The sequence below is a fragment of the Streptomyces sp. NPDC048612 genome, from assembly GCF_043199295.1.
GTDB lineage: Bacteria > Actinomycetota > Actinomycetes > Streptomycetales > Streptomycetaceae > Streptomyces.
This window is the reverse complement of sequence record NZ_JBICVV010000014.1, coordinates 91,741-114,750: the sequence shown is the minus strand read 5'-3', so window position 1 is coordinate 114,750 and position 23,010 is coordinate 91,741. Positions and strand designations below refer to the sequence as shown.

20 protein-coding genes and 1 pseudogene are annotated in these 23,010 nt (G+C 73.6%); 14 read left to right on the top strand and 7 right to left on the bottom strand.

The features are described from left to right. Positions 1-16: 16 nt before the first annotated feature. Positions 17-958, top strand: a complete 942-nt coding sequence (locus tag ACGFN2_RS21970; RefSeq protein ID WP_393362906.1) for an alpha/beta fold hydrolase — start codon at positions 17-19, stop codon at positions 956-958. Here the strand turns inward: ACGFN2_RS21970 and ACGFN2_RS21965 are convergent. Further along, entirely contained in the window at positions 949-1,800 is an 852-nt protein-coding gene (locus ACGFN2_RS21965) for a class I SAM-dependent methyltransferase (RefSeq protein WP_362601240.1), read from the bottom strand. The genes ACGFN2_RS21970 and ACGFN2_RS21965 overlap by 10 nt on opposite strands. Before the next feature lie 294 nt (positions 1,801-2,094). Here ACGFN2_RS21965 and ACGFN2_RS21960 point away from each other — a divergent pair, with 294 nt between their 5' ends. Then, the gene (locus tag ACGFN2_RS21960; protein ID WP_393362903.1) at positions 2,095-3,210 is read left to right on the top strand and encodes a hypothetical protein; all 1,116 of its coding nucleotides are present in this window, start codon (positions 2,095-2,097) and stop codon (positions 3,208-3,210) included. A 16-nt stretch (positions 3,211-3,226) separates the two neighbouring features. Here ACGFN2_RS21960 and ACGFN2_RS21955 read toward each other — a convergent pair whose 3' ends face one another. Then, positions 3,227-4,102: a serine hydrolase gene (locus tag ACGFN2_RS21955; protein ID WP_393362900.1), complete on the bottom strand. Its 876-nt coding sequence runs from the start codon at positions 4,100-4,102 to the stop codon at positions 3,227-3,229. Between the two features lie 240 nt (positions 4,103-4,342). Beyond that, the gene (locus ACGFN2_RS21950; protein ID WP_362601231.1) at positions 4,343-5,146 is read right to left on the bottom strand and encodes a helix-turn-helix domain-containing protein; all 804 of its coding nucleotides are present in this window, start codon (positions 5,144-5,146) and stop codon (positions 4,343-4,345) included. 460 nt (positions 5,147-5,606) lie between these two features. On the opposite strand from ACGFN2_RS21950, the gene ACGFN2_RS21945 reads away from it, so the two are divergent. From ACGFN2_RS21945 to ACGFN2_RS21925, 5 genes are all read left to right on the top strand, one after another. Further along, a complete protein-coding gene (locus tag ACGFN2_RS21945) occupies positions 5,607-6,440 on the top strand; it encodes a M55 family metallopeptidase (protein WP_393362897.1) in 834 nt (277 codons plus the stop codon). Beyond that, positions 6,433-7,797 (top strand): M20/M25/M40 family metallo-hydrolase, encoded by a 1,365-nt coding sequence (locus ACGFN2_RS21940; protein WP_393362894.1) that lies wholly within the window; start codon positions 6,433-6,435, stop codon positions 7,795-7,797. Before ACGFN2_RS21945 ends, ACGFN2_RS21940 begins: the two co-directional genes overlap by 8 nt. A 43-nt stretch (positions 7,798-7,840) precedes the next feature. Next, complete coding sequence (locus tag ACGFN2_RS21935; RefSeq protein WP_393362891.1) at positions 7,841-9,868, top strand: prolyl oligopeptidase family serine peptidase; 2,028 nt, start codon at positions 7,841-7,843, stop codon at positions 9,866-9,868. Beyond that, positions 9,865-10,797 (top strand): LD-carboxypeptidase, encoded by a 933-nt coding sequence (locus ACGFN2_RS21930; RefSeq protein WP_393362888.1) that lies wholly within the window; start codon positions 9,865-9,867, stop codon positions 10,795-10,797. Before ACGFN2_RS21935 ends, ACGFN2_RS21930 begins: the two co-directional genes overlap by 4 nt. A gap of 215 nt (positions 10,798-11,012) precedes the next feature. Then, complete coding sequence (locus tag ACGFN2_RS21925) at positions 11,013-12,827, top strand: CocE/NonD family hydrolase (protein ID WP_393363050.1); 1,815 nt, start codon at positions 11,013-11,015, stop codon at positions 12,825-12,827. 107 nt (positions 12,828-12,934) lie between these two features. On the opposite strand, the gene ACGFN2_RS21920 is transcribed toward ACGFN2_RS21925, so the two are convergent. Next, complete coding sequence (locus ACGFN2_RS21920; RefSeq protein ID WP_362601217.1) at positions 12,935-13,129, bottom strand: ferredoxin; 195 nt, start codon at positions 13,127-13,129, stop codon at positions 12,935-12,937. A 34-nt stretch (positions 13,130-13,163) separates the two neighbouring features. Next, entirely contained in the window at positions 13,164-14,351 is a 1,188-nt protein-coding gene (locus tag ACGFN2_RS21915; protein WP_362601214.1) for a cytochrome P450, read from the bottom strand. Between the two features lie 310 nt (positions 14,352-14,661). Between ACGFN2_RS21915 and ACGFN2_RS21910 the strand changes: the two genes are divergently transcribed. From ACGFN2_RS21910 to ACGFN2_RS21895, 4 genes and pseudogenes are all read left to right on the top strand, one after another. Beyond that, positions 14,662-15,213, top strand: a complete 552-nt coding sequence (locus ACGFN2_RS21910; RefSeq protein ID WP_393362884.1) for a GNAT family N-acetyltransferase — start codon at positions 14,662-14,664, stop codon at positions 15,211-15,213. Positions 15,214-15,226: 13 nt separating this feature from the next. After that, on the top strand, positions 15,227-15,601 hold the full coding sequence (locus ACGFN2_RS21905; RefSeq protein WP_393362881.1) for a glyoxalase superfamily protein: 375 nt from the start codon (positions 15,227-15,229) through the stop codon (positions 15,599-15,601). A 171-nt stretch (positions 15,602-15,772) separates the two neighbouring features. Further along, positions 15,773-16,678: an arginase family protein gene (locus tag ACGFN2_RS21900; protein WP_393362878.1), complete on the top strand. Its 906-nt coding sequence runs from the start codon at positions 15,773-15,775 to the stop codon at positions 16,676-16,678. Positions 16,679-16,786: 108 nt separating this feature from the next. Beyond that, a pseudogene (locus ACGFN2_RS21895) lies at positions 16,787-18,812 on the top strand (DUF5107 domain-containing protein). A gap of 22 nt (positions 18,813-18,834) precedes the next feature. Here the strand turns inward: ACGFN2_RS21895 and ACGFN2_RS21890 are convergent. Then, positions 18,835-20,163, bottom strand: coding sequence for an aldehyde dehydrogenase family protein (locus tag ACGFN2_RS21890; protein WP_393362875.1), 1,329 nt, complete (start codon positions 20,161-20,163; stop codon positions 18,835-18,837). A gap of 63 nt (positions 20,164-20,226) precedes the next feature. Between ACGFN2_RS21890 and ACGFN2_RS21885 the strand changes: the two genes are divergently transcribed. The 3 genes from ACGFN2_RS21885 (at position 20,227) to ACGFN2_RS21875 (ending at position 22,540) form a co-directional block, all read left to right on the top strand. Beyond that, complete coding sequence (locus ACGFN2_RS21885) at positions 20,227-20,883, top strand: TetR/AcrR family transcriptional regulator (protein ID WP_393362872.1); 657 nt, start codon at positions 20,227-20,229, stop codon at positions 20,881-20,883. A 101-nt stretch (positions 20,884-20,984) separates the two neighbouring features. Continuing rightward, positions 20,985-21,908, top strand: a complete 924-nt coding sequence (locus ACGFN2_RS21880; RefSeq protein WP_393362869.1) for an NADP-dependent oxidoreductase — start codon at positions 20,985-20,987, stop codon at positions 21,906-21,908. Between the two features lie 113 nt (positions 21,909-22,021). Then, positions 22,022-22,540, top strand: a complete 519-nt coding sequence (locus ACGFN2_RS21875; protein WP_393362866.1) for a protease inhibitor I42 family protein — start codon at positions 22,022-22,024, stop codon at positions 22,538-22,540. 73 nt (positions 22,541-22,613) lie between these two features. Here ACGFN2_RS21875 and ACGFN2_RS21870 read toward each other — a convergent pair whose 3' ends face one another. Continuing rightward, positions 22,614-22,973, bottom strand: a complete 360-nt coding sequence (locus ACGFN2_RS21870; RefSeq protein ID WP_362601189.1) for a VOC family protein — start codon at positions 22,971-22,973, stop codon at positions 22,614-22,616. Positions 22,974-23,010 lie beyond the last annotated feature (37 nt).

The following is a 23,010-nucleotide window of genomic DNA, read 5'->3' as shown; positions in this document are numbered from 1 at the left end:
GTGATGGGATGGCCCCATGGCGGAGATCAGCTTTCCGGAGCCGCGCATCGGGCCGGAATGGGCGCGGCGGCGTATCGGGGCGTTCCGGGACAGGGCGGCGTTCGAGCGGTTCGCCGCGGTGTACCGGGAGGCGATGGACACCCTGCCCGAGCCCGATGAGCAGCGGACCGTGGAGACCTCGTACGGGACGGTGCGGGTGTACCGGTTCGGTACGGGGGACGGGGTGCCGCTCGTCCTGATGCCGGGGCGGCAGTCGTGCACCCCGCTGTGGCGGACGAATCTGCCGGGGCTGATGCGGAGCGGACGTCCCGTGTACGCCGTCGACGGGCTCGGGGAGCCGGGGTGCAGTGTGCAGTCGGCGCCGATGACCACCGGTGCCGACCAGGCGGCCTGGATCGACGAGATGCTCGCCGGGCTCGGGCTGCCGCGGGTGCATGTGCTGGGGGTGTCGATCGGGGGCTGGCTGGCGGTGCAGGTGGCGCTGCACCGCCCGGAGCGGATCGCCTCGGTGATCGCGCTGGACCCGGCGCACACCTTCGCCCCGCTGACCTGGAAGATGCTCGTGGTCTCACTGGGCAGTGTGCTGCCCGGGATGCCGGAGGGGCTGCGCAACCGGCTGCTGGGCTGGATCTCGGGCGGGATCGGCAATGCCTCGGAGCACATCGAGGGCCGGCTGGTCGCCTCCGGTATGCGGGACTTCAAAGTCTGCTTCCCGGCCCCGGCCCTGCCCGGCGAGGACGCGCTGCGCTCCCTCGGCGTCCCGGTGCTCGCGCTCATCGCCGGGAAGAGCATCGTGCACGACGCGGGGAAGGCCGCGGCCCGCGCCCGCACCCTGCGCGAGGGCACTGTGGAGATCTGGGCGGAGGCCTCCCACGCGCTCAACGGGGAGTACCCGGACAGGCTCGCGGAACGGGTGCGCACCTTCCTCGACGAGGTGCCCGGCGACCGTCAGGGCTGACCCGTGAGGGAGGCGGGCGCGGCGCCGAACCGCAGCCGGGTGATGAGCGGGCGGTCCGTACGGAGCAGGGGGACGACGGCGGCGCGCGGTGCGAGACGGCCGAGGAAGCCGCGGCCCGCGGGGAGCGGTACCTCCGACACCTCGCTGATGGCCGGATGGGCCCGCCACAGGTGCCCCCGGTCGGCGGCGTCCATGCCCCAGGGCATCGGGGGCAGCCGGTGGCCGCCCGGCCCCTTCGCGCCGATGCGGGTGCGGGCGCTGAAGCGCCGCGAGACGGTGTCGAACACCATCGTGCCGCCGGGGAACGCAGCGGCGCAGTCGGCGATCAGCCGGGTGGCCTGCGCGGGCTCCAGATACATCAGCAGGCCCTGGGCGGTCACCAGCACACCCCGCGCGGGATCGATGCCCGCCATCCACGCGCGGTCCCGGACGTCGCAGGCCACCAGCCGCTGCCGCGCCCCGTGGGGGAGCACCCGCCTGCGCAGTGCCAACGGGCCGTTGAGGTCGACGGTGACCCACCGGGCCCGGCCGTTGTCCACCCGCCAGAACTGGGTCTCCAGGCCCTCGCCGAGCGCGACCACGGTGCCGTCCGGCCGGTCCGCGAGAAACGCGCGCACCACCCGGTCGAAGCCGAGGGCGCGCAGCGCGATGGCCTGCGCCAGCCAGGGACGGGCGGCGCCCATCCGCTCCTCGAAGGGGAAGACGAGGTCGGTGCGGAGCTGTACGGCGCGGGGGTCGGGCAGCACGGTGTCCGGGCGGGCGGCTTCGGCGGCGCGGTGGTGGAGCGTCCACAACGCCGTTTCGGGAACTCCCCTGAGGTCTGCTGTGACGCGGCCTGGCACCGGGTTCCTCCCAGAGTGCGGGGTGGGGCGGTGAGCCCGCGGCGCGGAGGCCCGGCGGGCCACCGGGCGCACCGGCTCGCTCATGCCGCGTTGATATCCCGGCGCCGCCCCGTACGGGGCCGTTCGGGGGACCGGTCACCCGGGGGAGTGCAAAGTCCTACCGCCGCGTCGAACGGCGGGCGGGACGGGCCGTGAGCGCCGGTGACCCGTCAACGGCCCCTGTGCGCAGGGCGCGTAGGGTGCTGCCGCGGGTTCGGGGGAATCCGCCGCGGTACCGAGGGGGTCGGGGGAGCCATGGCGGCAGCGGGGTGGCGCAAGCGGGTCGTGAGCGGGCCGGCGGTGGTCGCCGTCGTCCTCGTTCTGGTCGTGCTGGCGGGCGGTGGGTACGCCGCGAAGCCGCTGTGGCAGCCGTGGTGGTACGCCTCGCGGGTCTGCGCGGGGCTGCTCTCCGCGGACGACCTGGCGGATGTGCTGCCCGCCGAGCAGCTGAAGGCCGGCAGGGAGGAGGCGGATCTCGCGCACGGCCGGTTGCGGTGCGGCGTGGACACCCCCGACGACCACTTCTCGCTGCTGGTAGAGGTCGACTCCGACCCGGACGAGGTGGACCGGCGGCTCCAGGGTGAGTTCGCCCTTCCCACCGTGCCGCGGTTCGTCTTCCCCGCGGGAATCCCCGGCTTCCAGGGGGACTTGGGGCACTACATCGTGCAGGAATGCCCGGATCTGCGCCGGGACTCCCTCGGCCGCAAACGGCGGCTGGTCACCCGGGTGACGGGCAGGTGGGACGAGAAGCGGGGCACCCCGGCCACCCTGCGGATCGCGGTCTCGGCCGCCAACGGCGCGGCGGAGAGGTCCGGTTGCGGTGCGCCGCGGCTGCCGCTGCCGCAGCGGGCGGCGCTGCACCCGAAGGCCGTGCCCCCGGCGCGGGGCGGCGCCGGCTGCGGCCGGCCGGCCCGTACCCGGCTCCCGGAGAGCCCGGCGGGCGGGCCCTGGCGGGTCGTCGCGCGCTCCGACGCCCATGCGGCGATCACCCGCTGCGCGCTCGTCGACCGCACGGGGGCGGAGTACGCCGAGCTCAGCGCCTGGTACGGAGACTGGACCGACGAGCCCTTCAGGACGCTGATCACCGGCAACGTCCGGCTTCCGCGCGGCTTCCCGCCCGGCGGCCAGGTGATGAGCGAGGACTTCGGCACCGCCGCCGCCCGCTGCGCCGGCGAGTCCGCCCACTACGAGGTGAGCGGCTCCCGGGCACCGGAGGGCCGGCGCCCGGCGGGGCGTGAACTGCGGCCGCTGCTGGTCGCGTTCGCCCGGGAGCAGGCGGAGCGGCGGGGCTGTGACCGTCTGGCGCTGCCGGGCAAGCGGATCTTCCCGAACGGGAGGCCGGGGGAGCCGGTCCTCCCGGAGGAGGGATGAGCCGGGCCGCCGGAGGTCAGTGCGTCAGATCGCGGTGGATGACCCGGGCGGCGCGCTCGACGGCGGCCACGCCGTCGTCCATGGTGTGGTTGCCGGTGGAGAGGACGGCCATGCCGTAGTCGTTGCCGTGGCCGTCGAAGGTGCCGACGCTGTTCACCCGCCAGCCGTCGGTCTTGCGCGGCAGCCAGCCGTTCTTGACGTGCACGGTGGCGGAGCCGGGGGCGCCGGCCGGGACACCCCACCGCTGGTCGGCGACGACCCGGTGCATCAGGTCGAGGGCGTAGGCGCGGGAGGGGGTGGTGAGCACCCGGTTGTCCGTGCTGAGCAGCTTCATCAGGGTGAGCTGGTCGGCGGCGGTGATCTGGGTGAGGCCCCAGGCGCCGTGCGCGCCCGGGACGGTGTGCCGCATCCCGGCCAGGGACAGGAAGTGCTTGATGCCGGCCGGGCCGACCCGGCGCCAGAGCTTGGTGGTCGCCTCGTTGTCCGACTTGGTGATCATGGCGGTGGCCAGCCGCTTCTCGTGCGGGGTCAGCGGATGGCGGGTCTCCTGGGCCTTGCGCAGCAGCGCTCCGAGCACCGTGACCTTCACCACACTCGCCGAGTCGAAGTGGGCGCCGGCCTGGAACTCGCAGTGGGTCCTGGTCCGCCGGTCGTAGATCGCCAGTGCCGAGGCGCCCTCCCGCCCGTGGAGGGCGTCGGCGAGGTCCTGGGACAGTTCGGGCGCCAGACCCGGCTGCTGCGAGGTGCACACGACCTCGGAGCGGCCCACCGGCGCACTGGCGGAGCCGGCCGAGGCCGGGGTCGCCGTGGTGAGCACCGTGAGCAGCGATCCAGCAGCCACGGCCGCGGCCAGTCCGCGGCGCGCGCAGCGCGATATGCGTGATCCGTGCATGGAGGTGGTGTCCTGTCCCGCTGTGTATCGGAGGCGCCGCCGGGCGGCCGGCCTCGGGCGGACCGGCTCCGTCGGGTCGCCGGGGCCGTAGGGCCGGCCGGTGTCCCGCTTCCTGGGTCACGGCGACGATACGGGGCAGGGTGCGGACACCCCGGAGGTTATGGGGTGGATTGTCCGTATTTGGGGGGTGTGGTCAGGGTGTGACATTCGCCAAATCCGGGGGCGAATGACATCGGACCTCTAGGGGCGTGGCAGGGCCTTTCGGGGCTTGGTGGTGCTGCGCGGTCGGCGGGTGGCGGCCGCGCGCCGTCGGCGGGCGCCGGCCATCAGCTGGCGGGTGCGGAGCGCCATCTCGATCTCGAAGCGGGTCCGCGGGTCCCGGAGGCGGGCGCCGAACAGCTTCTCCAGCTGGCGCATCCGGTAGCGGACCGTCTGTGGGTGGATGCTGAGCGCCTTCGCCACCTCCGGAGCCCCCATGCCGCCGAGCCAGGCGAGCAGGGTGGCCTCCAGACGCTCACACCGCTCCGGCGTCAGCCCCGCGAGCGGGCGCAGGCGGCGGGCGATCAGGGTGTGGGTGAGCGACTCGTCCTGGAGCAGGACGAGGGAGGAGAGGTGGTCGTCGACGAACATCACGCCGGCTTCCGGGCCGTCGTGCGTCGCCGCCAGGTCCAGCAGCCGGGACGCGGCGCGTACGGACGCGGCGGCATCCGTCGGCGACACCGCATGGCCGACGACCGCGGCGCGATGGCGCAGGACGCCCTTCAGTCGTGCCCGTCCGTTCCGGCCGTCGGCCAGCTCGGCGGGGATCAGCAGCCCCGGCGCCTCGTCCGGTGCGCTGACGAGGCAGTCGCCCAGTGCGGACGCCACCAGATGGATGTCGGTGTCGCTGCGCAGCATGACCGCGCGCACCTTCTCGGGCAGCGGACGGCCGGACCGTAGGACGCCCTCGATCAGCCGTGCCACCTGCTGGTGGCCGCCCCGCTCGATGACTTCCTTGAAGTTTGGGTTGCGATCGCAAAGGGCTTGCGCGATCAGTTCAGTCAAGATCGCGAGTTGGTCTTCACTGTCGGCTCGCGTGTCACCGCATTGCAGTAACTGGTCGCCATGGAGTGCCTCGCTCACCATTCTGCCTCTGTTTCCTTGCGTGGAAAGCTGGTCCGGCCTGTTGTACCCCACCTGGCATGTGCCGTCGGCAGCTGACAGAACTCGTTCGGAAGTCCTTACGGATTCCGTCAGAAGTCCTTCCGCTTTGCGACAGAAACTGTGCGAGATGCGGTGGGACACGAGCGTACCCCCAGCTTCCGCTTGGAAGGAATCGTGGTGCCGAGATGAAGAAGTTGTGCGCTTGTGCGCAACGGGGCAACCCTGCAACGCGCTGGACGGGGCGTCAGGACGAAGGCCCTGGTTAGGCTGGGCAATCCGTTCGGGATCGCCGAGACTGGGGCGACCGGACGGCGTCGGGTGTCGTGCGTACCGCCTTCTAGCTGCGACGGGACTGGTGCATGTGAAAATCCTCATCTCCGCGGACATGGAGGGCGCCACGGGCGTGACCTGGCCGGCCGACGTGCTGCCGGGGACGCCCCAATGGGAGCGCTGCCGCGCCATGTTCACGTCCGACGTCAACGCGGCGATCGCCGGGTTCTTCGCCGGCGGGGCCGACGAGGTGCTGGTCAACGAGGCGCACTGGACGATGCGCAACCTGCTGCTGGAACAGCTCGACGAGCGCGCGCAGATGCTCACCGGGCGGCACAAGTCGCTGAGCATGGTCGAGGGCGTGCAGCACGGAGACGTCGACGGGATCGCCTTCCTCGGCTATCACACCGGTGCGGGCACCGAAGGCGTCCTCGCACACACCTACCTCGCCAACACCCTCACCGGCGTCTGGGTCGACGGCACCCGCGCCAGCGAGGGCTATCTGAACTCCCTGGTGGTCGCCGAGTACGGGGTGCCCGTGGTGCTGGTCACCGGAGACGACCGCACCTGCCAGGACGCCCTCGGATACGCCCCGCAGGCGCCCGGGGTGGCGGTCAAGGACTATGTGTCGCGCTATGCGGCGGTCTGCCGGCCGCCGGCCCGTACGGCGGCCGAGATCCGGGCCGCCGCCCACAAGGGAGCGGCGCTGGCGGTGTGTCACGAACCGGCCCGGCGCGGCCCGTTCCGCCTGGAGCTGGAGTTCGACGCCGAACACCTGGTGGGCGCGGCGACCTGTGTGCCCGGCGTGGAACGCTGCGGGGAGCGCCGTATCGCCTACACCAGCCCGACCATGTACGAGGCCATCCGGTGCTTCAAGGCGGTCACCACCGTCGTGTCGTCCGCCGTGGAGGAACAATATGGCTGAGGCGGAGTCCGCCGGGGAGCCCGGGACCGGAGCGGCCGCCGGTGTGGACCGGCAGGCGCTCGACGAGGTGGTGCGGTTCACCTCCGACCTGATCCGGATCGACACCAGCAACTCCGGTGACGGCACCTGTCAGGAGCGCCCGGCCGCCGAGTACGTCGCCGAGCAGCTGGCCGGGGCCGGACTGGCGCCGACGCTGCTGGAGCGGCGCAAGGGCCGGACGAACGTGGTCGCCCGCATCGAGGGCACCGACCCCGCGGCCGACGCACTGCTGGTGCACGGCCACCTCGACGTGGTGCCGGCCGAACCCGCCGACTGGCGCGTGCACCCCTTCTCCGGGGAGGTCCGCGACGGCGTGGTCTGGGGCCGCGGCGCCATCGACATGAAGAACATGGACGCGATGGTGCTCGCCGTGGTCCGCCGGTGGGCCCGCGACGGGGTGCGGCCCCGGCGGGACCTCGTGCTCGCGTTCACCGCCGACGAGGAGGCCAGCGCCGAGGACGGCTCCGGATTCCTGGCCGACCGGCACCCCGGACTCTTCGACGGCTGCACCGAGGGCATCAGCGAGTCCGGGGCCTTCACCTTCCACGCCGGCGACGGCACCCGGCTGTACCCGGTCGCGGCGGGGGAGCGCGGCACGGCCTGGCTGAAGCTGACCGCCCGGGGGCGGGCCGGGCACGGCTCGAAGGTCAACCGCGAGAACGCCGTCAGCCGGCTGGCCGCGGCCGTCGCCCGGATCGGCGCGCACGACTGGCCGGTCCGGCTCACCCCGACGGTGCGCGCCGCGCTCCGCGAACTCGCCGCGCTGCGCGGCATCGAGGCCGATGTCGACGCGCCGGACTTCGACGTCGACGCGCTGCTGGGCCGGCTCGGGCCGGCCGCCAAGCTGGTCGAGCCGACGGTCCGCAACAGCGCCAACCCGACGATGCTGGCGGCCGGTTACAAGGTCAACGTGATCCCCGGAACCGCCGTCGCCCATGTCGACGGCCGGGTGGTCCCCGGCGGCGAGGCGGAGTTCCGCAGCACCCTGGACGACCTCACCGGACCCGACGTGAGCTGGGAGTACCACCACCGCGAGGTCGCGCTCGAAGCCCCGGTCGACGCCCCGGCGTTCGCCGCGATGCGGGCCGCCATCGAGCGCTTCGACCCGGGCGGCCGGGTCGTGCCGTACTGCATGTCCGGCGGTACCGACGCCAAGCAGTTCTCCCGGCTGGGCATCACCGGCTACGGCTTCTCCCCGCTGAAGCTGCCCGAGGGCTTCGACTACCAGGCGCTCTTCCACGGCGTGGACGAATGTGTGCCGGTCGAGGGGCTGCACTTCGGTGTCCGGGTGCTCGATCATTTCCTGCGCGCGGCCTGACCTGCCGACGCGTGCCCGACCGGTGGTGGAGAGGAACGACAGCATGGTGACCACGGCTCCGTACGGTGGCTGGACATCCCCGATAGAGGCCCGGACGGTCGCCGCGCACGACGGCCGGCCCGCCTTCGTCGGCGTCGTCGGCGACGAGGTGTGGTGGACCGAGCCGCGGCCCGCCGAGGGCGGCCGGCGCGCGCTGGTGCGCCTCCGGCCGGACGGCACCGAGGAGTCGGTACTGCCCGCGCCCTGGAACGTCCGCAGCCGGGTGCTGGAGTACGGCGGCCAGCCCTGGGCCGGTACGGTCACCGACCGCGGACCGCTGGTCGTCTTCAGCGACTTCGCCGACCAGCGGCTGTACGCCTACGCACCCGACAGTGACCAGGCGCCGCGCCCGCTCACCCCGCACTCCGCCGTCGGCGACGGGCTGCGCTGGGCCGACCCGGTGCTGTGCCCGGAGCGCGGTGAGGTGTGGTGCGTCCTGGAGGAGTTCACCGGCGACCGGCCGACCGATGTGCGCCGGGTGATCGCGGCCGTGCCGCTCGACGGCTCCGCCGCCGAAGACCGCGCTTCTGTAAGGGAGTTGACCGACGACCGGCACCGCTTCGTGACCGGCCCACGGCTCTCCCCGGACGGCCGGCGGGCCGCCTGGCTCGCCTGGGACCACCCTCGGATGCCCTGGGAGGGCACCCTGGCGATGGTGGCCCGGGTCACCGGGGAGGGCGCGTTCACGGACATCCGGCCGCTCGTCGGTGACCTCGGTCCCGAAGGGCCGCACGGCGGCGCGGCCGGCGAGTCCGTCGCCCAGGTCGAGTGGGCGGCCGACGGCTCCCTGCTCTTCGTCTCGGACGTCAGCGGCTGGTGGGAGCTGCAGCGCATCGACCCCGATGCCCGCGGCGACGGCGTGGTGGCGAGCCGGGCGCTGTGCCCGGGCCGGCAGGAGGAGTTCGGCGGACCGCTGTGGACCGTCGGCCAGCGCTGGTTCCTGCCTTTGGACAACGGCACCCTCGCGGTGATCCACGGTCGGGGCGCCACCCGCCTGGGCATCCTCGACACGGTGAGCCGTGAACTGGTCGACGCGGCGGGCCCCTGGACCGAATGGGCGCCCAGCCTCGCCGTGCACGGCAGCCGCGTCATCGGCATCGCCGCCGGTGCGCACAGCTCGTACGAGATCGTCGAACTGGACACCTGCACCGGACGCGCCCGGGTGCTCGCTTGCCGGCACACCGATGTGCTGGACCCGGCCTACTACCCCCGGCCGGTCGAGCGGACCTTCACCGGCCCCGACGGGCGCGCCGTCCACGCCCACCTCTATCCGCCACACAACCCCGACCACCGCGCCCCCGACGGCGAGCTGCCGCCCTTCGTGGTGTGGGCGCACGGCGGCCCCACCGGCCGGGCCCCGCTGGTGCTCGACCTGGAGATCGCCTACTTCACCACCCGCGGCATCGGCGTCGCCGAGGTCAACTACGGCGGCTCGACCGGCTACGGCCGCACCTACCGGGAGCGGCTGCGCGGCGAGTGGGGCGTGGTGGACGTCGAGGACTGCGCCGCCGTCGCCCGCACACTGGCCGACGAGGGCACCGCCGACCGCACGCGGCTGGCGATCCGCGGCGGCAGCGCCGGCGGCTGGACCGCCGCCGCCTCCCTGACCACCACCGACCTCTACGCCTGCGGCACCATCAGCTATCCGATCCTGGACCTGACCGGCTGGGCCACCGACGAGACCCATGACTTCGAGTCGCGGTATCTGGAGTCGCTGGTCGGCCCGCTCACCGAGGTGCCCGACCGCTACCGCGAGCGCTCGCCGCTGCACCGCGCGGACCGGATCACCGCACCGTTCCTGCTGCTCCAGGGCCTGGACGATGTGATCTGCCCGCCCGCGCAGTGCGAACGGTTCCTCGCCGAGGTCGCCGGGCGCGCCGTACCGCACGCCTATCTCGCGTTCCCCGGTGAGGGACACGGCTTCCGCCGCGCGGAGACCATCGTGCGCGCCGTGGAGGCCGAACTCGCCCTCTACGTCCAGACCTTCGGCATCTCCCGCGGCGATGTCCCGGCGCTGGAGCTGCGCGGATGACGGGGGCCGGGCTGGTCAGGCCCCCGCGGCTGCGGCCCGGTGACCGGGTGGCGGTGGTGGCGCCCAGCGGCCCGCTCGTGGCGGAGCGGCTGGACCGGGGGCTCGATGTGCTCCGCGGCTGGGACCTCGACCCGGTCGTCGCGCCCCATGCCCGCGGCACCCACCGCACGCTGGGCCATCTCGCCGCCACCGACGAGGAGCGGGCCCGCGATCTCCAGGAGGCGTGGTGCGATCCGTCCGTCAGGGCGGTGTTCGCGGCCCGCGGTGGCTACGGCGCCCAGCGGATGGTCGACCTGCTGGACTGGGACGCGCTCCGCGCCGCGGCCCCCAAACCGCTCGTCGGCTTCAGTGATGTGACGGTGCTGCACGAGGCGTTCGCGGTCCGGGCCGGGGTGGCCACCCTGCACGGCCCGGCCGTCGCGGGGGAGGTGTTCCTCAAGGACGACGCCACCCGGGACCATCTGCGGCGCACCCTGTTCGCGCCGGAGACCGTACGCACCCTGGCCTCGCCGTCCGCCCGGCCACTGGTGCCGGGCCGGGCCCGCGGGGTCACCTTCGGCGGCTGTCTGGCCCTGCTCGCCGCCGAGCTGGGCACCCCGTGGGCCCGGCGGGGCGCGGCGGGCGGGCTGCTCCTGCTGGAGGACGTCGGGGAACCGCCGTACCGCATCGACCGGGCGCTCACCCAACTCCTGCGCGCGGGTTGGCTGGACGGCGTCGCCGGGATCGTCCTCGGCTCCTGGGCCCGCTGCGGTCCCTACGAGCGGGTGCGGGAGGTGCTGGTGGACCGGCTGGCCGGGCTCGGGGTGCCGGTGGCCGAGGAGTTCGGCTTCGGACACGGTGAGTCCGCGCTGACCGTGCCGCTGGGCGTGGCCGCCGAGCTGGACGCGACGGCCGGCACGCTGACCTTCGAGGCACCGGCAACGGCGTGAGCCCCCCGGCTTGGGGCAGGTCCCCCTGCCGTACGGGGCGTCCGCGGTCGCCCCTCGCCCGTGGACACCTCCGCCTGCGCCCGCGGACGCCCCTGAACGCACGTCCTAACCCCGACGCGGCTACGGAGCGTTGACTCGCCGTCACCCGTGCCGCAGCATGAGCGCGCCGCTACCGACTGGTTGGTACGACCTGTGTGGAGGTCCCCGTGCCCAGCGTGTCCCGAGCCGTGCCGCGCCCCGTGCTCCGCGGGTCCCTCGCCCTGCTGGCCTGCTCCGCGCTCGCCGCGCCGCTCGCCCTGACCGGCCCCGCGGTCGCCGCGGCCGACCCGTACACCGTGACCGCGCTGAAGGTCACCGTCCCGGCCGGGGGCCGCAGTTGCACCCTGGACGCGGACGTCTACCGCCCGGCCGGGGTGGACGCCGCGCACCCGGCGCCGGCCGTGCTGACCACCAACGGGTTCGGCGGCAGCAAGAAGGACGGCTCCACCGACGGCCTCGCCAAGGCCCTCGCCGCCCGCGGCTATGTGGCGCTGGCCTACTCCGGGCTCGGCTTCGGCAAGACCGGCTGCCCGATCTCCCTCGACGACCCCGGCGTCGACGCGCGGGCCGCGAGCGGGCTGGTCGACCTGCTGGCCGGTACCCGTACGGCCGACGACGGGACCCGGGTCGACTACGTCACCAAGGACAGCGCCCGCGACCCACGGGTCGGAATGATCGGCGGCTCCTACGGCGGCGCCATCCAGCTGGCCACCGCCGCCGTCGACCACCGGGTCGACGCACTGGTCCCGTTCATCACCTGGAACGACCTCTCCTACTCCCTCGACCCGAACAACGCGGGCCGCACCCACGGCGTCACCGGACCGCTGCCCGGCGCCTACAAGTGGCAGTGGACGAACGGGTTCTTCCTGATCGGCGAGGCACAGGGGCTGCTGCATCCGCAGCTCGACCCCTCGCGGACCGGTGGCTCCGGCTGTCTGCACTTCGTCGCGCGGGCCTGCGAGACCAAGCGGCTGCTGGACTCCGGGAAGTACCCGGCGGAGCGCACCGAGGCCGTGCTCCGCTACACGCGCAGCGTCTCCCCAGTCTCGTACCTGTCCTCGGTCAGGGCGCCGACGCTGCTCGTACAGGGCCAGAACGACAGCCTGTTCAACCTCAACGAGGCGGCCGCCACCTACCGGACCCTCGCCGCGCAGGGCACCCCGGTCAGGATGATCTGGCAGGCCTGGGGCCACAGTGGCGGGATGCGGAAGCCGGCGAAGGGCGAACTCAACCTGGCACAGGGCAATCTGGACACCAGTTACGTCGGGCAGCGCGTCCTGGCGTGGTTCGACCACCATCTGCGGCACCGGACGGCGACCGGAACCGGCCCGGCCTTCGCCTACCACCGGGACTGGGTGACCGACGGGTCCGCCTACGCCACCTCGCCCGCCTTCCCGGCGGGCACCACCCGGCGGCTCTACCTCTCCGGGGACGGCACGCTCGTCACCCGCCGCGCCGCGGTGACCCGCGGCAGCCGGGAGTACCGCAACCTGCGGACGCCCACCAGCCATTCGGAGAGTTCGCTCTCCGGGATGCTGGGCCTGCCGGACGTGGCCCCGTACGACGCCAGGGGCACCCACCTCGACTGGACCTCGCAGCCGGTGGCGGGCGGGCCGGTGGACGTGGTGGGCGCGCCGAAGGTGACCCTGAAGGTCGCCTCGCCGCAGGCCGAGCGGGCCCAGCGCTCCGCGGACGCGGCCGACCGGCTGGTGCTGTTCGCCAAGCTCTACGACATCGCGCCGGACGGCCGGAAGACGCTGGTGCACCGGCTGGTGGCCCCGGCCCGGGTGCCCGATGTGACCCGGCACTTCACCGTGGAACTGCCGGGCATCGTGCACCGTTACGCGCCGGGGCACCGGCTGCGCTTCGTGATCGCCGCGAGCGACGACGCCTATGTGGGCAATCGCGGCGTGAAGCCGGTGACGGTCAGCAGCACGCCCGAGGACACCGGCGTCCTCGAACTGCCCGTCACCCAAGGGGTGTTGCGGTAGCGGATGGGGTGGAAGCCGTAGGGACAGGTGGCAGGGCGGAGCGTCGCGGGCGCGCCCCGGGCGTCAGGCGCCGGGTGCGTCGGCCGGGTCGTCCGCGAGGGGGCGGCTCAGCCGTCCGTGACCGCGAGGGCCTGCACGGGGCAGGCCCTCGCGGCCTCCCGCACCAGCGGGTCACCCGCACCGTCCTCACGGCCCGGCAGCAGGGCACTGAAGCCGTCGTCGTCCTGTGTGAAGACCCCCGGCGCGGTCAGGGCACACTGCCCCGAACCGATACAGCGGTCGGTGTCGATCGCGATCCGCATCCCGGACCCCTTTCGTCGGTCTGCCGGCCGGCCGCTACCAGGCCAGCGGAAGTTCGATCATTCCTTGCAGGGTGTCTCCGGCCTTGAACGGAATCCCCTCGGCCGGCACCGCGAGCCGCAGCTCCGGAATCCTGGTGAACAGCGAGCGCAGCGCGATCTCCATCTCCGCGCGGGCGAGGTTCTGCCCCAGGCACTGGTGAATCCCGAAGCCGAACGCCACGTGATGGCGGGCCGAACGGTCGAGGTCCAGCTCGTCCGGTGACGGATAGGCGGCGTCGTCCCGGTTGATGAGCGAGGTGGGGAACAGGACCCCGTCATCGGCGCGGATGACCTGCCCGCCGATCTCGATGTCCTCGGTGGCCACCCGCAGCAGCCCGTCCGCGATGGACAGGAACCGCAGCAACTCCTCCACGGCGGCCGGCATCAGGCCCTCCTCGGCCCTGAGCTGCGCCAGCTGTTCGGGGTGCTGCAGCAGGGTGAACGTGCCGAGCGAGATCATGTTGGCGGTGGTCTCGTGACCGGCCACCAGCAGGATCATGGCGAGCCGGACCAGCTCCTCGCGAGTGAGCGAGCCGGCCCGCAGCCGGTCCTCGATCAGCTCGTCCAGCAGCCCGTCGCCCGGCCGCTGCTCCTTGGCGGCGATCAGCCCGGTGAAGTACTCCTCCAGCTTCAGCCGGGCGTCCTCCGTCTCCTCGGCCGTCCGGCCGCTCAGGATGCGGCGGGACTCCTCCTCGAAGAACTCGTGGTCGCCGTACGGGACGCCGAGCAGGGAGCAGATCACCATGGAGGGGACCGGCAGGGCGAACGCGGAGACCAGCTCGGCGGGCGGGCCCTGGGCCAGCATCCGGTCGAGCAGCCCGTCGACGACCCGCTGGATCTCCGGGCGCAGCGCGGCGACCCGCTTGACGCTGAAGCTCGGGATCAGCATCCGGCGCTGGGTGTTGTGCTCCGGGTCGTCGACGCCGATCAACGGGGTCCGTACCCGGCGGATCGCCTCGAAGCGCTCGACCGGTATCGGGAAGGCCGGGTTCTGCCGGTCGGCGGAGAGCCGCTGGTCGGTCAGTAGCGACCGGGCCTCGGTGTGGCCGGTGACCGCCCAGACCCTGCGCCCGTCGTAGAACGTGACCTGGGTCAGCGGCCCGGCCTCGCGCAGCGGCCGGTAGCCGGCGGGCGGGTGGTAGGGACAGGTGCGGTCCTGAAAGTAGGGGACGGCTTCGGTCATGGAGTTCCTCCCGTACGAGGCTCGCGTGGCGCGAGTGGCTCGCGTCTGAGATGGCCCTGCTGCGGCGCGCCGTGCTCACCGCGCCGATCTCACCTCATGCCGGGGATGCCGGGCACGTCTACGCGTAGATCGGCCAACTTCGTTGAAAGCAGCCCGTGTTCGTGCCGCTGCGTTCCGTTCCGTGGCGGGGTGAGGGTGTCGCTCACGCCGTCCGGAGAGCGGTCGCGGCCCGGCCGGTGCGGTGCGGACGCTCCGGTGTGGCGGTAGCGCCCCGGAGGCGTCCCGCCGGCGGTCTGCGTACGATCTTCCGGTGACGAGCAACGACCGCTATCTCGCGCGCGGCCCGCGGGTGGGCATCCGGCACTTCACCGCCGCCGACCGGGACGAGTTCACCGCGCGGGCACGGGAGAGCGCGGAGCTGCACCGCCCCTGGCTCTTCCCGCCCGCCACGGACGCCGCGTACGACGGCTATCTGCTGCGGCTCCAGGAGCCGCAGCGCGAGGGCTTCCTGCTCTGCGAGGTCGCCGACGGCCGGATCGCCGGCTACCTCACGATCAACAACATCGTGCACGGCGCGTTCCGCTGCGGTGCGATCGGCTACGGCGCCTTCGCGCACGCCGCCGGCCGCGGCCTGATGAGCGAGGGCCTGCGGCTCGTGCTGCACCACGCCTTCACGGCGCTGGGCCTGCACCGGCTGGAGGCCAACATCCAGCCGGCCAACGAGCAGTCGCTCGCCCTGGTCCGGCGGGCCGGCTTCCGGCTGGAGGGCTTCTCCCCGGACTTCCTCTTCCTCGACGGCGCCTGGCGCGACCACGAACGCTGGGCGATCACCGCGGAGATGGCCGACGGCCCGCCGAAGTGATGCAATGTCCGGCATGAGCATCGACTTCCACCGCACCGTTCCGGTCTTCCGGATTTTCGACGTGGCCAAGGCCCATGAGTTCTACGTCGGCTACCTCGGCTGCACGGTCGACTGGGAGCATCGCTTCGAGCCGGGCATGCCGCTCTACACCCAGGTGTCGCGCGGCGACCTCGTGCTGCATCTGTCGGAGCACCACGGCGACGCGACGCCCGGCTCCACGGTCTACACCGAGCTGAGCGGGGTGCGCGCGCTGCACGCCGAGCTGGCCGGGAAGGATTACCCGTATCTCCGCCCCGGCCTGGAGCAGGACGAGATCGGCACCTCCCTCACACTGACCGACCCGTTCGGGAACCGGCTGCGCTTCAATGAGCCGAGTCCGAGGCGATGACACGGCGGTAGCTGAAGGGGCGCGGTGCGCCCTCCGCCCCGCCCTCGGTGAGCGCGGCCGCCGGAGCCCCGCATTCCGTTCCGCGCGTGCCAATAAGCCGGAGAACAGGGCTCTTTCGCCGGATCTCTCCAGCCCGCCCCATATCCGCCGCCGCTGTGTGACGATCAAGGTATGCGCCGTACCGTACTGATCGATGCCCCCTCCAACCTGGGACTGCGGCCGCCCGCGCCCGGCACCGTGCCCGGGTGTTACAAGCTCGCGGGCGCCCTGCGTGAGCAGGGACTGCTGCGCCGGCTCGGTGCGCTGGAGGGTGGGGTGGTGGTGCCGCCGCGCTACGACCTGGGGGACTGGAAAGAGGGGGACGGCGACTTCAACGCCGCCGCTCTCGCCGGCTACACGGCCCGGCTCGCGAACCGTATCGAGAGGCATGTGGGCAGCGGTGACTTCCCGGTGGTGCTGGGCGGGGACTGCTCGATCCTGCTCGGCGCGGTGCTCGCGCTGCGGCGGCTGGGGCGCTACGGCGTCGCCTACCTCGACGGGCACGGCGACTTCCGGCACCCGGACAACGAAGCGGTCTCCGGTCCGGTCGGGGCCGCGGCCGGGGAGGGCCTGGCGCAGATCACCGGCCGCGGCCAGGCCGATCTCACCGACCTCGACGGGCTGCGGCCGTACGTCCGCGACGAGGACGTGTGCGTCCTCGGCATCCGCGACGCCGACGAGGACCAGGCGGAGCTGACCGGGCTCGGCATCAGCCACGCCCCGGTCGGCGAGATCCGGCGGCGCGGCCCGGAGGTGGTGGCCCGCGACGTCCTCACCCACTTCCAGCGCGCGCACCTCGACGGCTTCTGGATTCATCTCGACGCCGACGTGCTCGACCCGTCCGTCATGCCGGCCGTCGACAGCCCCGACCCCGGCGGTCTGCTCACCGGGGAACTGCGGGCTCTGCTGGGCCCGTTGGCCGCCTCACCACGCTGCGCCGGTATCAACGTGACCATCTACGACCCGGACCGCGACCCGGAGGGGACCGGCGCGGCGCTGCTCACCGACCTCCTTGAGGGTGTCTTTGTGCAACCCTGACCTCGCCCGGCACGACCAGGCCCTGTGCAGAGCGGCGGACACGCGGTTCCATGGTCAACAGGAGGCCGCCGCAGCCGGGGTGGCCCGGTCCAGCATTGCGAGGCGGCCGTGGCCACGAGTGTGCGACGCACCACCCTGACCCTTCCCGCCGCCTCCCTCGGCCCGGACAACCCGCTCCCCGCGCTGTGCACCGGCCTCGACCCGCACCGCGTCGAGGTGCCGGGACTCCGGGCTGCCCGCCGACATGGCGCGGCAGCTCGGCTGGGAACCGCTGCGCTCGGTCCTGCCCGCCCCGCTGCGCGACGGCTACGGCCGGGCCCGCCGCAGCACCGACCTGGAAGCGCTGGTCCTTGAGAACGACCGGCTGCGCGCCACCGTCCTGCCCGGCCTCGGCGGCCGGGTGTACTCCCTGCTCCACAAGCCCACCGGCCGTGAACTCCTCTACCGCAACCCGGTGTTCCAGCCCGCCGCCTTCGCCCTGAACGGCGCCTGGTTCGCCGGCGGCATCGAGTGGAACATCGGCGCCACCGGGCACGGCACCCTCTCCTGCGTCCCCGTGCACGCCGCCCGGGTACCGGCGCCGGACGGCGGGGAGATGCTGCGGCTGTGGGAGTGGGAGCGGCTGCGTGACCTGCCCTTCCAGGTGGACCTGTGGCTGCCCGAGGGCTCCGACTTCCTCCACGTCGGTGTGCGCATCCGCAATCCGCACCACCACACCGTGCCGGTCTACTGGTGGTCCAACACGGCCGTCCCCGAAGGCGAGCGCACCCGCGTCCTGGCCCCCGCCGAAGCGGCCTGGCACTTCGGCTACGCACGGACCCTGCGCCGGGTCCCGGTCCCCGACGCCGACGGCGCCGACCGCAGTTACCCCCTGCGCAGCACCCACCCCGCCGACTACTTCTACGACGTGCCCGAGGGCGCCCGCCGGTGGATCGCCTCCCTCGACGCGGACGGCCGCGGTCTGGTGCAGACCTCCACCGACACCCTGCGCGGCCGCAAGCTGTTCCTGTGGGGCGCGGGAGCGGCCGGGCGGCACTGGCAGCAATGGCTCACCGAGCCGGGCACCGGCGGCTACGCCGAGATCCAGGCCGGACTGGCCTGTACCCAGCTGGAACACCTGCCGCTGGAGGCCGGCGGCACGCTCAGCTGGCTGGAGGCGTACGGACCGCTGGAGGCCGACCCGGCGGCGGTGCACGGCGCGGACTGGGGCGCGGCCCGTACGGAGGTCGCGGACCGGCTCCAGGCCGCCCTTCCCCGGGCGGACGTCGAGGCCGCCTACGCCGCCTGGCTGCCGTATGCCGACCAGGAACCGAAGGAGGCGCTGGCGACCGGGTCCGGCTGGGGCGCACTGGAGGCGGTCCGTACGGGACTCGACCTGCCCGGTACGCCGTTCGGACCGGCCACGCTGGGCGCGGAGCAGGAGCCGTGGCTGACGCTGCTGAGGACCGGGGACCTGCCGGCCGGCGGCCCGGTGCCCGGTCCGGTGCTGACCGCGCCGGCCTGGCGCGAGCTGCTGGAGTCCGCACCGACCGGCCCGTCCACCGACTACCACCTGGGTCTCGCCCAGTGGCGGGCCGGCGACCGCGCGCAGGCCGTCCGCAGCTGGGAGCGGGCCGTCGGGCACGGCGCGGGCTGTCTGCCGCTGTACTGCCTGGCCGTCGCCGAGACCGCGGCGGGCGAGCCGGCCCGCGCCGCCGACCGGTTCGGGCAGGCCTGTGCCGAGGCGGCGCGGGCCGCCTCGGCACCGGACCCCGCCGCGCGGGCCTGGCGGGTGGTGCTGCCGGCCCTCGCCCGGGAGGCGGTGCCCGCGCTGCTCGCGGCCGGCCGCACGGAGGAGGCCGCGCGGCTGCTGGCGGAGCTGCGGCCGGCCGAACCTGCCGATGGCCGCTTCCCGTTGCTGACCGCACAGGTACTGCTCGCCCAGGGGCGGCCCGCCGAGGCCCGCGAGATCTTCGAGGCCGGCTTCGAGATCGCCGCTCTGCGGGAGGGCGACGAGGTGCTCGGGGACACCTGGTACGCCATCGCCGAGCAGCTGGTCGCGGGCGGCGGTCCGGTCACCGAGGAGGTCCGTGCGGCGGCCCGTTCCGCCCATCCGCTCCCGGAGCGCTACGCCTACCGGATGCGGCCGGAGTAGCCGCGCCCGGTGCCGACCGCCGTCAGGCCAGCGGCTTGTCGAGCACCGCCTTGGTGTGGCTGAAGGTGTCCAGCGAGTACTCGCCGTGGTAGCGCCCCATGCCGCTCTCGCCGACCCCGCCGAACGGCAGTCCGGGCGCGGTGAGATGGGCGACCGGCAGCCCGAAGGTGAGCGCACCGGAGGAGGTCTCGGCCAGCAGCCGGCTCTTGGTGTCCTCGGACGCGGTGAACGCGTAGAGGGCCAGCGGCTTGTCCCGTTCGTTGATGAAGGCGATCGCCGCGTCCAGGTCGGGCACCGGGACGAGGGGAAGGATCGGCCCGAATATCTCCTCCTGCATCACGGGTGCGTCCGGGGCGACATCGGCGAGGACGGTGGGCGCCAGATAGCGCGCGGCGCGGTCGTGTGTGCCGCCGAGAACCGTGCGTCCGCTGTCCAGCAGGGCGGTCAGCCGGTCGAAGTGCCGTACGTTGACGATCCGTCCGTACTCCTCCGCGGTGGCCGGGTCGGCTCCGTAGGCCTCGCGCACCGCCGCGGCGAGGTGCGGCTCGATCTCCCGGGCGGTGTCACCGATCGCCAGGACGTAGTCGGGTGCCACACAGGTCTGGCCGGCGTTGAGGAACTTGCCGGTCACCAGCCGCCGGGCGGCCGCGGCCAGATCGGTGCCCGGGTCGAGGACGACCGGGCTCTTGCCGCCCAACTCCAGGGTGACCGGGGTGAGATGGGCCGCCGCGGCGGACATCACGATCCGGCCGACGGTGCCGTTGCCCGTGTAGAAGATGTGGTCGAAGCGCTGGGCCAGCAGGGCGGTGGTCTCCGGGACGGCGCCCTCGACGACGGCCACCGCGTCGCCGTCCAGGTGGCGCGGCAGCAGCCGGGCCAGGGCGGCCGAGGTGGCGGGGGCGAGTTCGCTGGGCTTCACGACGGCGCAGTTGCCCGCGGCCAGTGCCCCGACGAGCGGGGCGAGCGCCAGTTGCAGCGGGTAGTTCCAGGGCGCGATCACCAGGACGACGCCGAGCGGCTCCCGGACGGTGTGCGCGGTCGCCGGGAGCAGCCGTTCGGGCAGCTCCGCGGGCCGGGGCGCCAGCCAGCCGTCGAGCCGGTCCAGGGTGTGGTCGATCTCGTGGAGGGTGAAGCCGATCTCGGTGCGATAGGCCTCCTGGGGGCCCTTGCCGAGGTCGTCGGCGAGGGCGGCGAGGAGCTCGTCGCGGTGGTCGGTGAGCAGGGTGCGCAGGGCCGTCAGCTGGCCGCGCCGCCACTCCGGCGAGGCGGTGCGGCGGGTGGTGAACGTGCGGCGGAGCCGGTCGACGACGGCGGCGGCGTCCAGGTCGGGGGTGAGGGTGGGAGAAGCCATGCCGCCGAGGCTACACGAAACGAAAATATTTCGTTTCGTAATGCTGGCCGGTAGACTCCCGGTGTGGCCGAACACACCGAGAGCAACCAGACCGCGCCCCCCGGGCGGCAGCCGTCCCGTGGCCGGCCGCGGGACGCCGAGCGCGACCGGGCGCTGCTCGCGGCCACCCTCCAGGTCCTCCAGGAGAGCGGCTACGGCGGCCTGACCACCGCGGCCGTCGCCAAACGGGCCGGGGTATCCACCGCGACCCTCTACCGCCGCTGGCGCTCCAAGGAGGACCTGGTCGTCGGCACCGCCGTCAGCTGGGCGAGTGACCTCGGCCCGCAGCCCGACACCGGCAGCCTCCGGGGCGACCTCGCCGTCCTGCTCCGGGACAAGGCGGCGACGCTGGAGGGCCCCGGCGGACGGCTGCTGCACATCCTGATCGGCGAGGCCGCGCACAACGAGGCGCTGGCCCGGGTCCTGGACACCGCGATCGTCCAGCCGGTCCGCGACCGGGCCGCCGACGTGGTGCGCCGCGCGGTCGCCCGCGGCGACATCCCGCCGCTGGAGAACGCCCATGTACTGGCCGATCTCGTCGTCGGCTCCATGGTCAGCCGCCTCTTCCTGACCCCCGACGTGACGTACCGGGGCGCCACCGACGGCCCCACCTCCGGGGAGGCGGCGATCAGCGAACTCCTCCCGTTCCTGCTGCGCGCCCTGGGGGGCCGGCCGGGCTGAGGGGGCCGGGGCGAGCCCGCCCCGCCCGTCTCGTACGCCATTGCGGTGACCGTCCCCGCGACCGTGGAATGAACCCGCACCGTCACGCGTTGTAGCGGATCATGAAGGCAATCATCGCGCACAGCTACGGCGGCCCCGAGGTTCTCGACTACACCGACCACCCCGATCCGAAGGTGGGCCCCGACTCCTTCCTGGTCCGGGTCAAGGCGGCCGGGGTCAATCCGGTGGACTGGAAGATCCTCGCGGGCTATCTGGACCCCATGATGGACGCGCACTTCCCGTTCGTCCCCGGGTGGGACGTGGCGGGCGTGGTCGAGGCGGTGGGCGCGGACGCCACCGAGTACGCGATCGGTGACGAGGTCATCGGCTATGTCCGCAAGGACGAGGTGGCGCACGGCACCTACGCCGAGCTGGTCGCCGCGCCGGTCCGGACCCTGGCCCGCAAGCCGGTGTCGCTCAGCTGGCAGCAGGCCGCCGGACTGCCGCTGGCCGGGCTGACCGCCTATCAGGCGCTGGACCGGGTCGGGGTGACGAAGGGCGAGACCGTGCTGGTGCACGCCGCCGCGGGCGGGGTCGGCTCGCTCGCCGTCCAGATCGCGGTCGCGCGGGGCGCGCGGGTCATCGGCACGGCCGGCGAGCACAACCACGCGTTCCTGCGGTCCCTGGGCGCGGAGCCGGTCACCTACGGTGACGGTCTCGCCGGCCGGGTGCGGGAGCTGGCGCCCGAAGGCGTCGACGCGGCAGTGGACTTCGTCGGCGGCGGCGTGGTGGGCGTCTCGCAGGATCTCCTCAGGGACCGCAGCCGGGTGGCCTCCGTCGCCGACGGCGAGGTGACGGCGAAGGGCGGCCACATGGTGTGGGTCCGGCCGGACACCGCGGACCTGACCGCACTCGGCGCGCTCGCGGACGCCGGCAAGCTGACGGTGCCGGTCGCCTCGTCCTTCCCCCTGCCCGAGGCGGCCGAGGCGCTCCGGCAGAGCATGACGGGCCGCACCCGCGGAAAGATCGTGCTGGACGTGTCCTGAGACCTGCTTCCGCGCCCCGCGCGCGGTTCCGCCGGGGGCGGCGCGTCAAGTCGGCGGCGGGCAGGGGAGGATGGCGCTCCCGGCAGACCGCACGAGAGAAGAGACCGCCAGCCATGCCCGCACAGTCCGCACCGGAGGCCCCCGCGGCACCGTGGAGACCCACGCCCCGCATCTCCGCACGGCCGCTGTCCCTGGCGCTCCTCACGCCCATGGTGCTCGCCGCGCTCACCGGCTGCGGTCTCACCGGCCCCGCCACCTACGACCCCGACGAGACCGCCGTCGAGGCCGAACCGGGCGAGGAGTTCACCCTCTCCGTGCCGTCCAACGCCTCCCTCGGGGAGCGCTGGTACGTGGCGTCGCCGCGGCCCGACGGGGGCGTGGTGCGCGCGACCCGCGAGGACCACGAGTACCCGGACAGCGACGCGGACGGAGCGTCCGGCGGCACCCAGCTCTTCGGCTTCCGTGCCGTCGGCCCGGGGCGCACCACGATCCGGCTGATCCATTGCCCCGTGAGCGCGTGTGTCGCCGAGGGCGGCTCGGCCACCGCTTCCCCGGCTCCCTCCGACGGGCCCACGGGCGCCCCGGCCCGCAGCCGGCCCGACTACCGCACCTACACGGTGACCGTGGGCTGACCGGCTCCGGGAGACGCTCCGAGGACCGTCCGCCCGGGGGCAGCAGCGCCGCGCCGACCCCCCAGCGGACTTCCTAGGCCTCCGGACCCTGCTGCCGGTCGACGTACTCGAAGATCGAACCGTCCGGGTGGCGGGCCACCAGGTTGCGGCCGATCGGGGTGGGCAGCGGGCCGGCGATGATGTCCGCGCCGACCGCCCTGAGGTCGGCCACCGCCTCGTCCACGTCCTTGACGGCGAGGGTCGCCGTGATCTTCCGCAGTACCGACAACTCCGCCTCGGGGCCGCTCATCAGGAAGAAGCACCCGACCGCCGCGACCGCCACCCCGCCGCGCTGGAAGCGGATCGCCTCGGCACCGGTCAGCCGTTCGTAGACGCCGATCGCGGAATCGAGATCACCGACGCACACCCGCAATGAGGTCCCCAGAATGTCCATACGGGCCACCCTAGTTGGGGGACCGGCCCGGACGCGA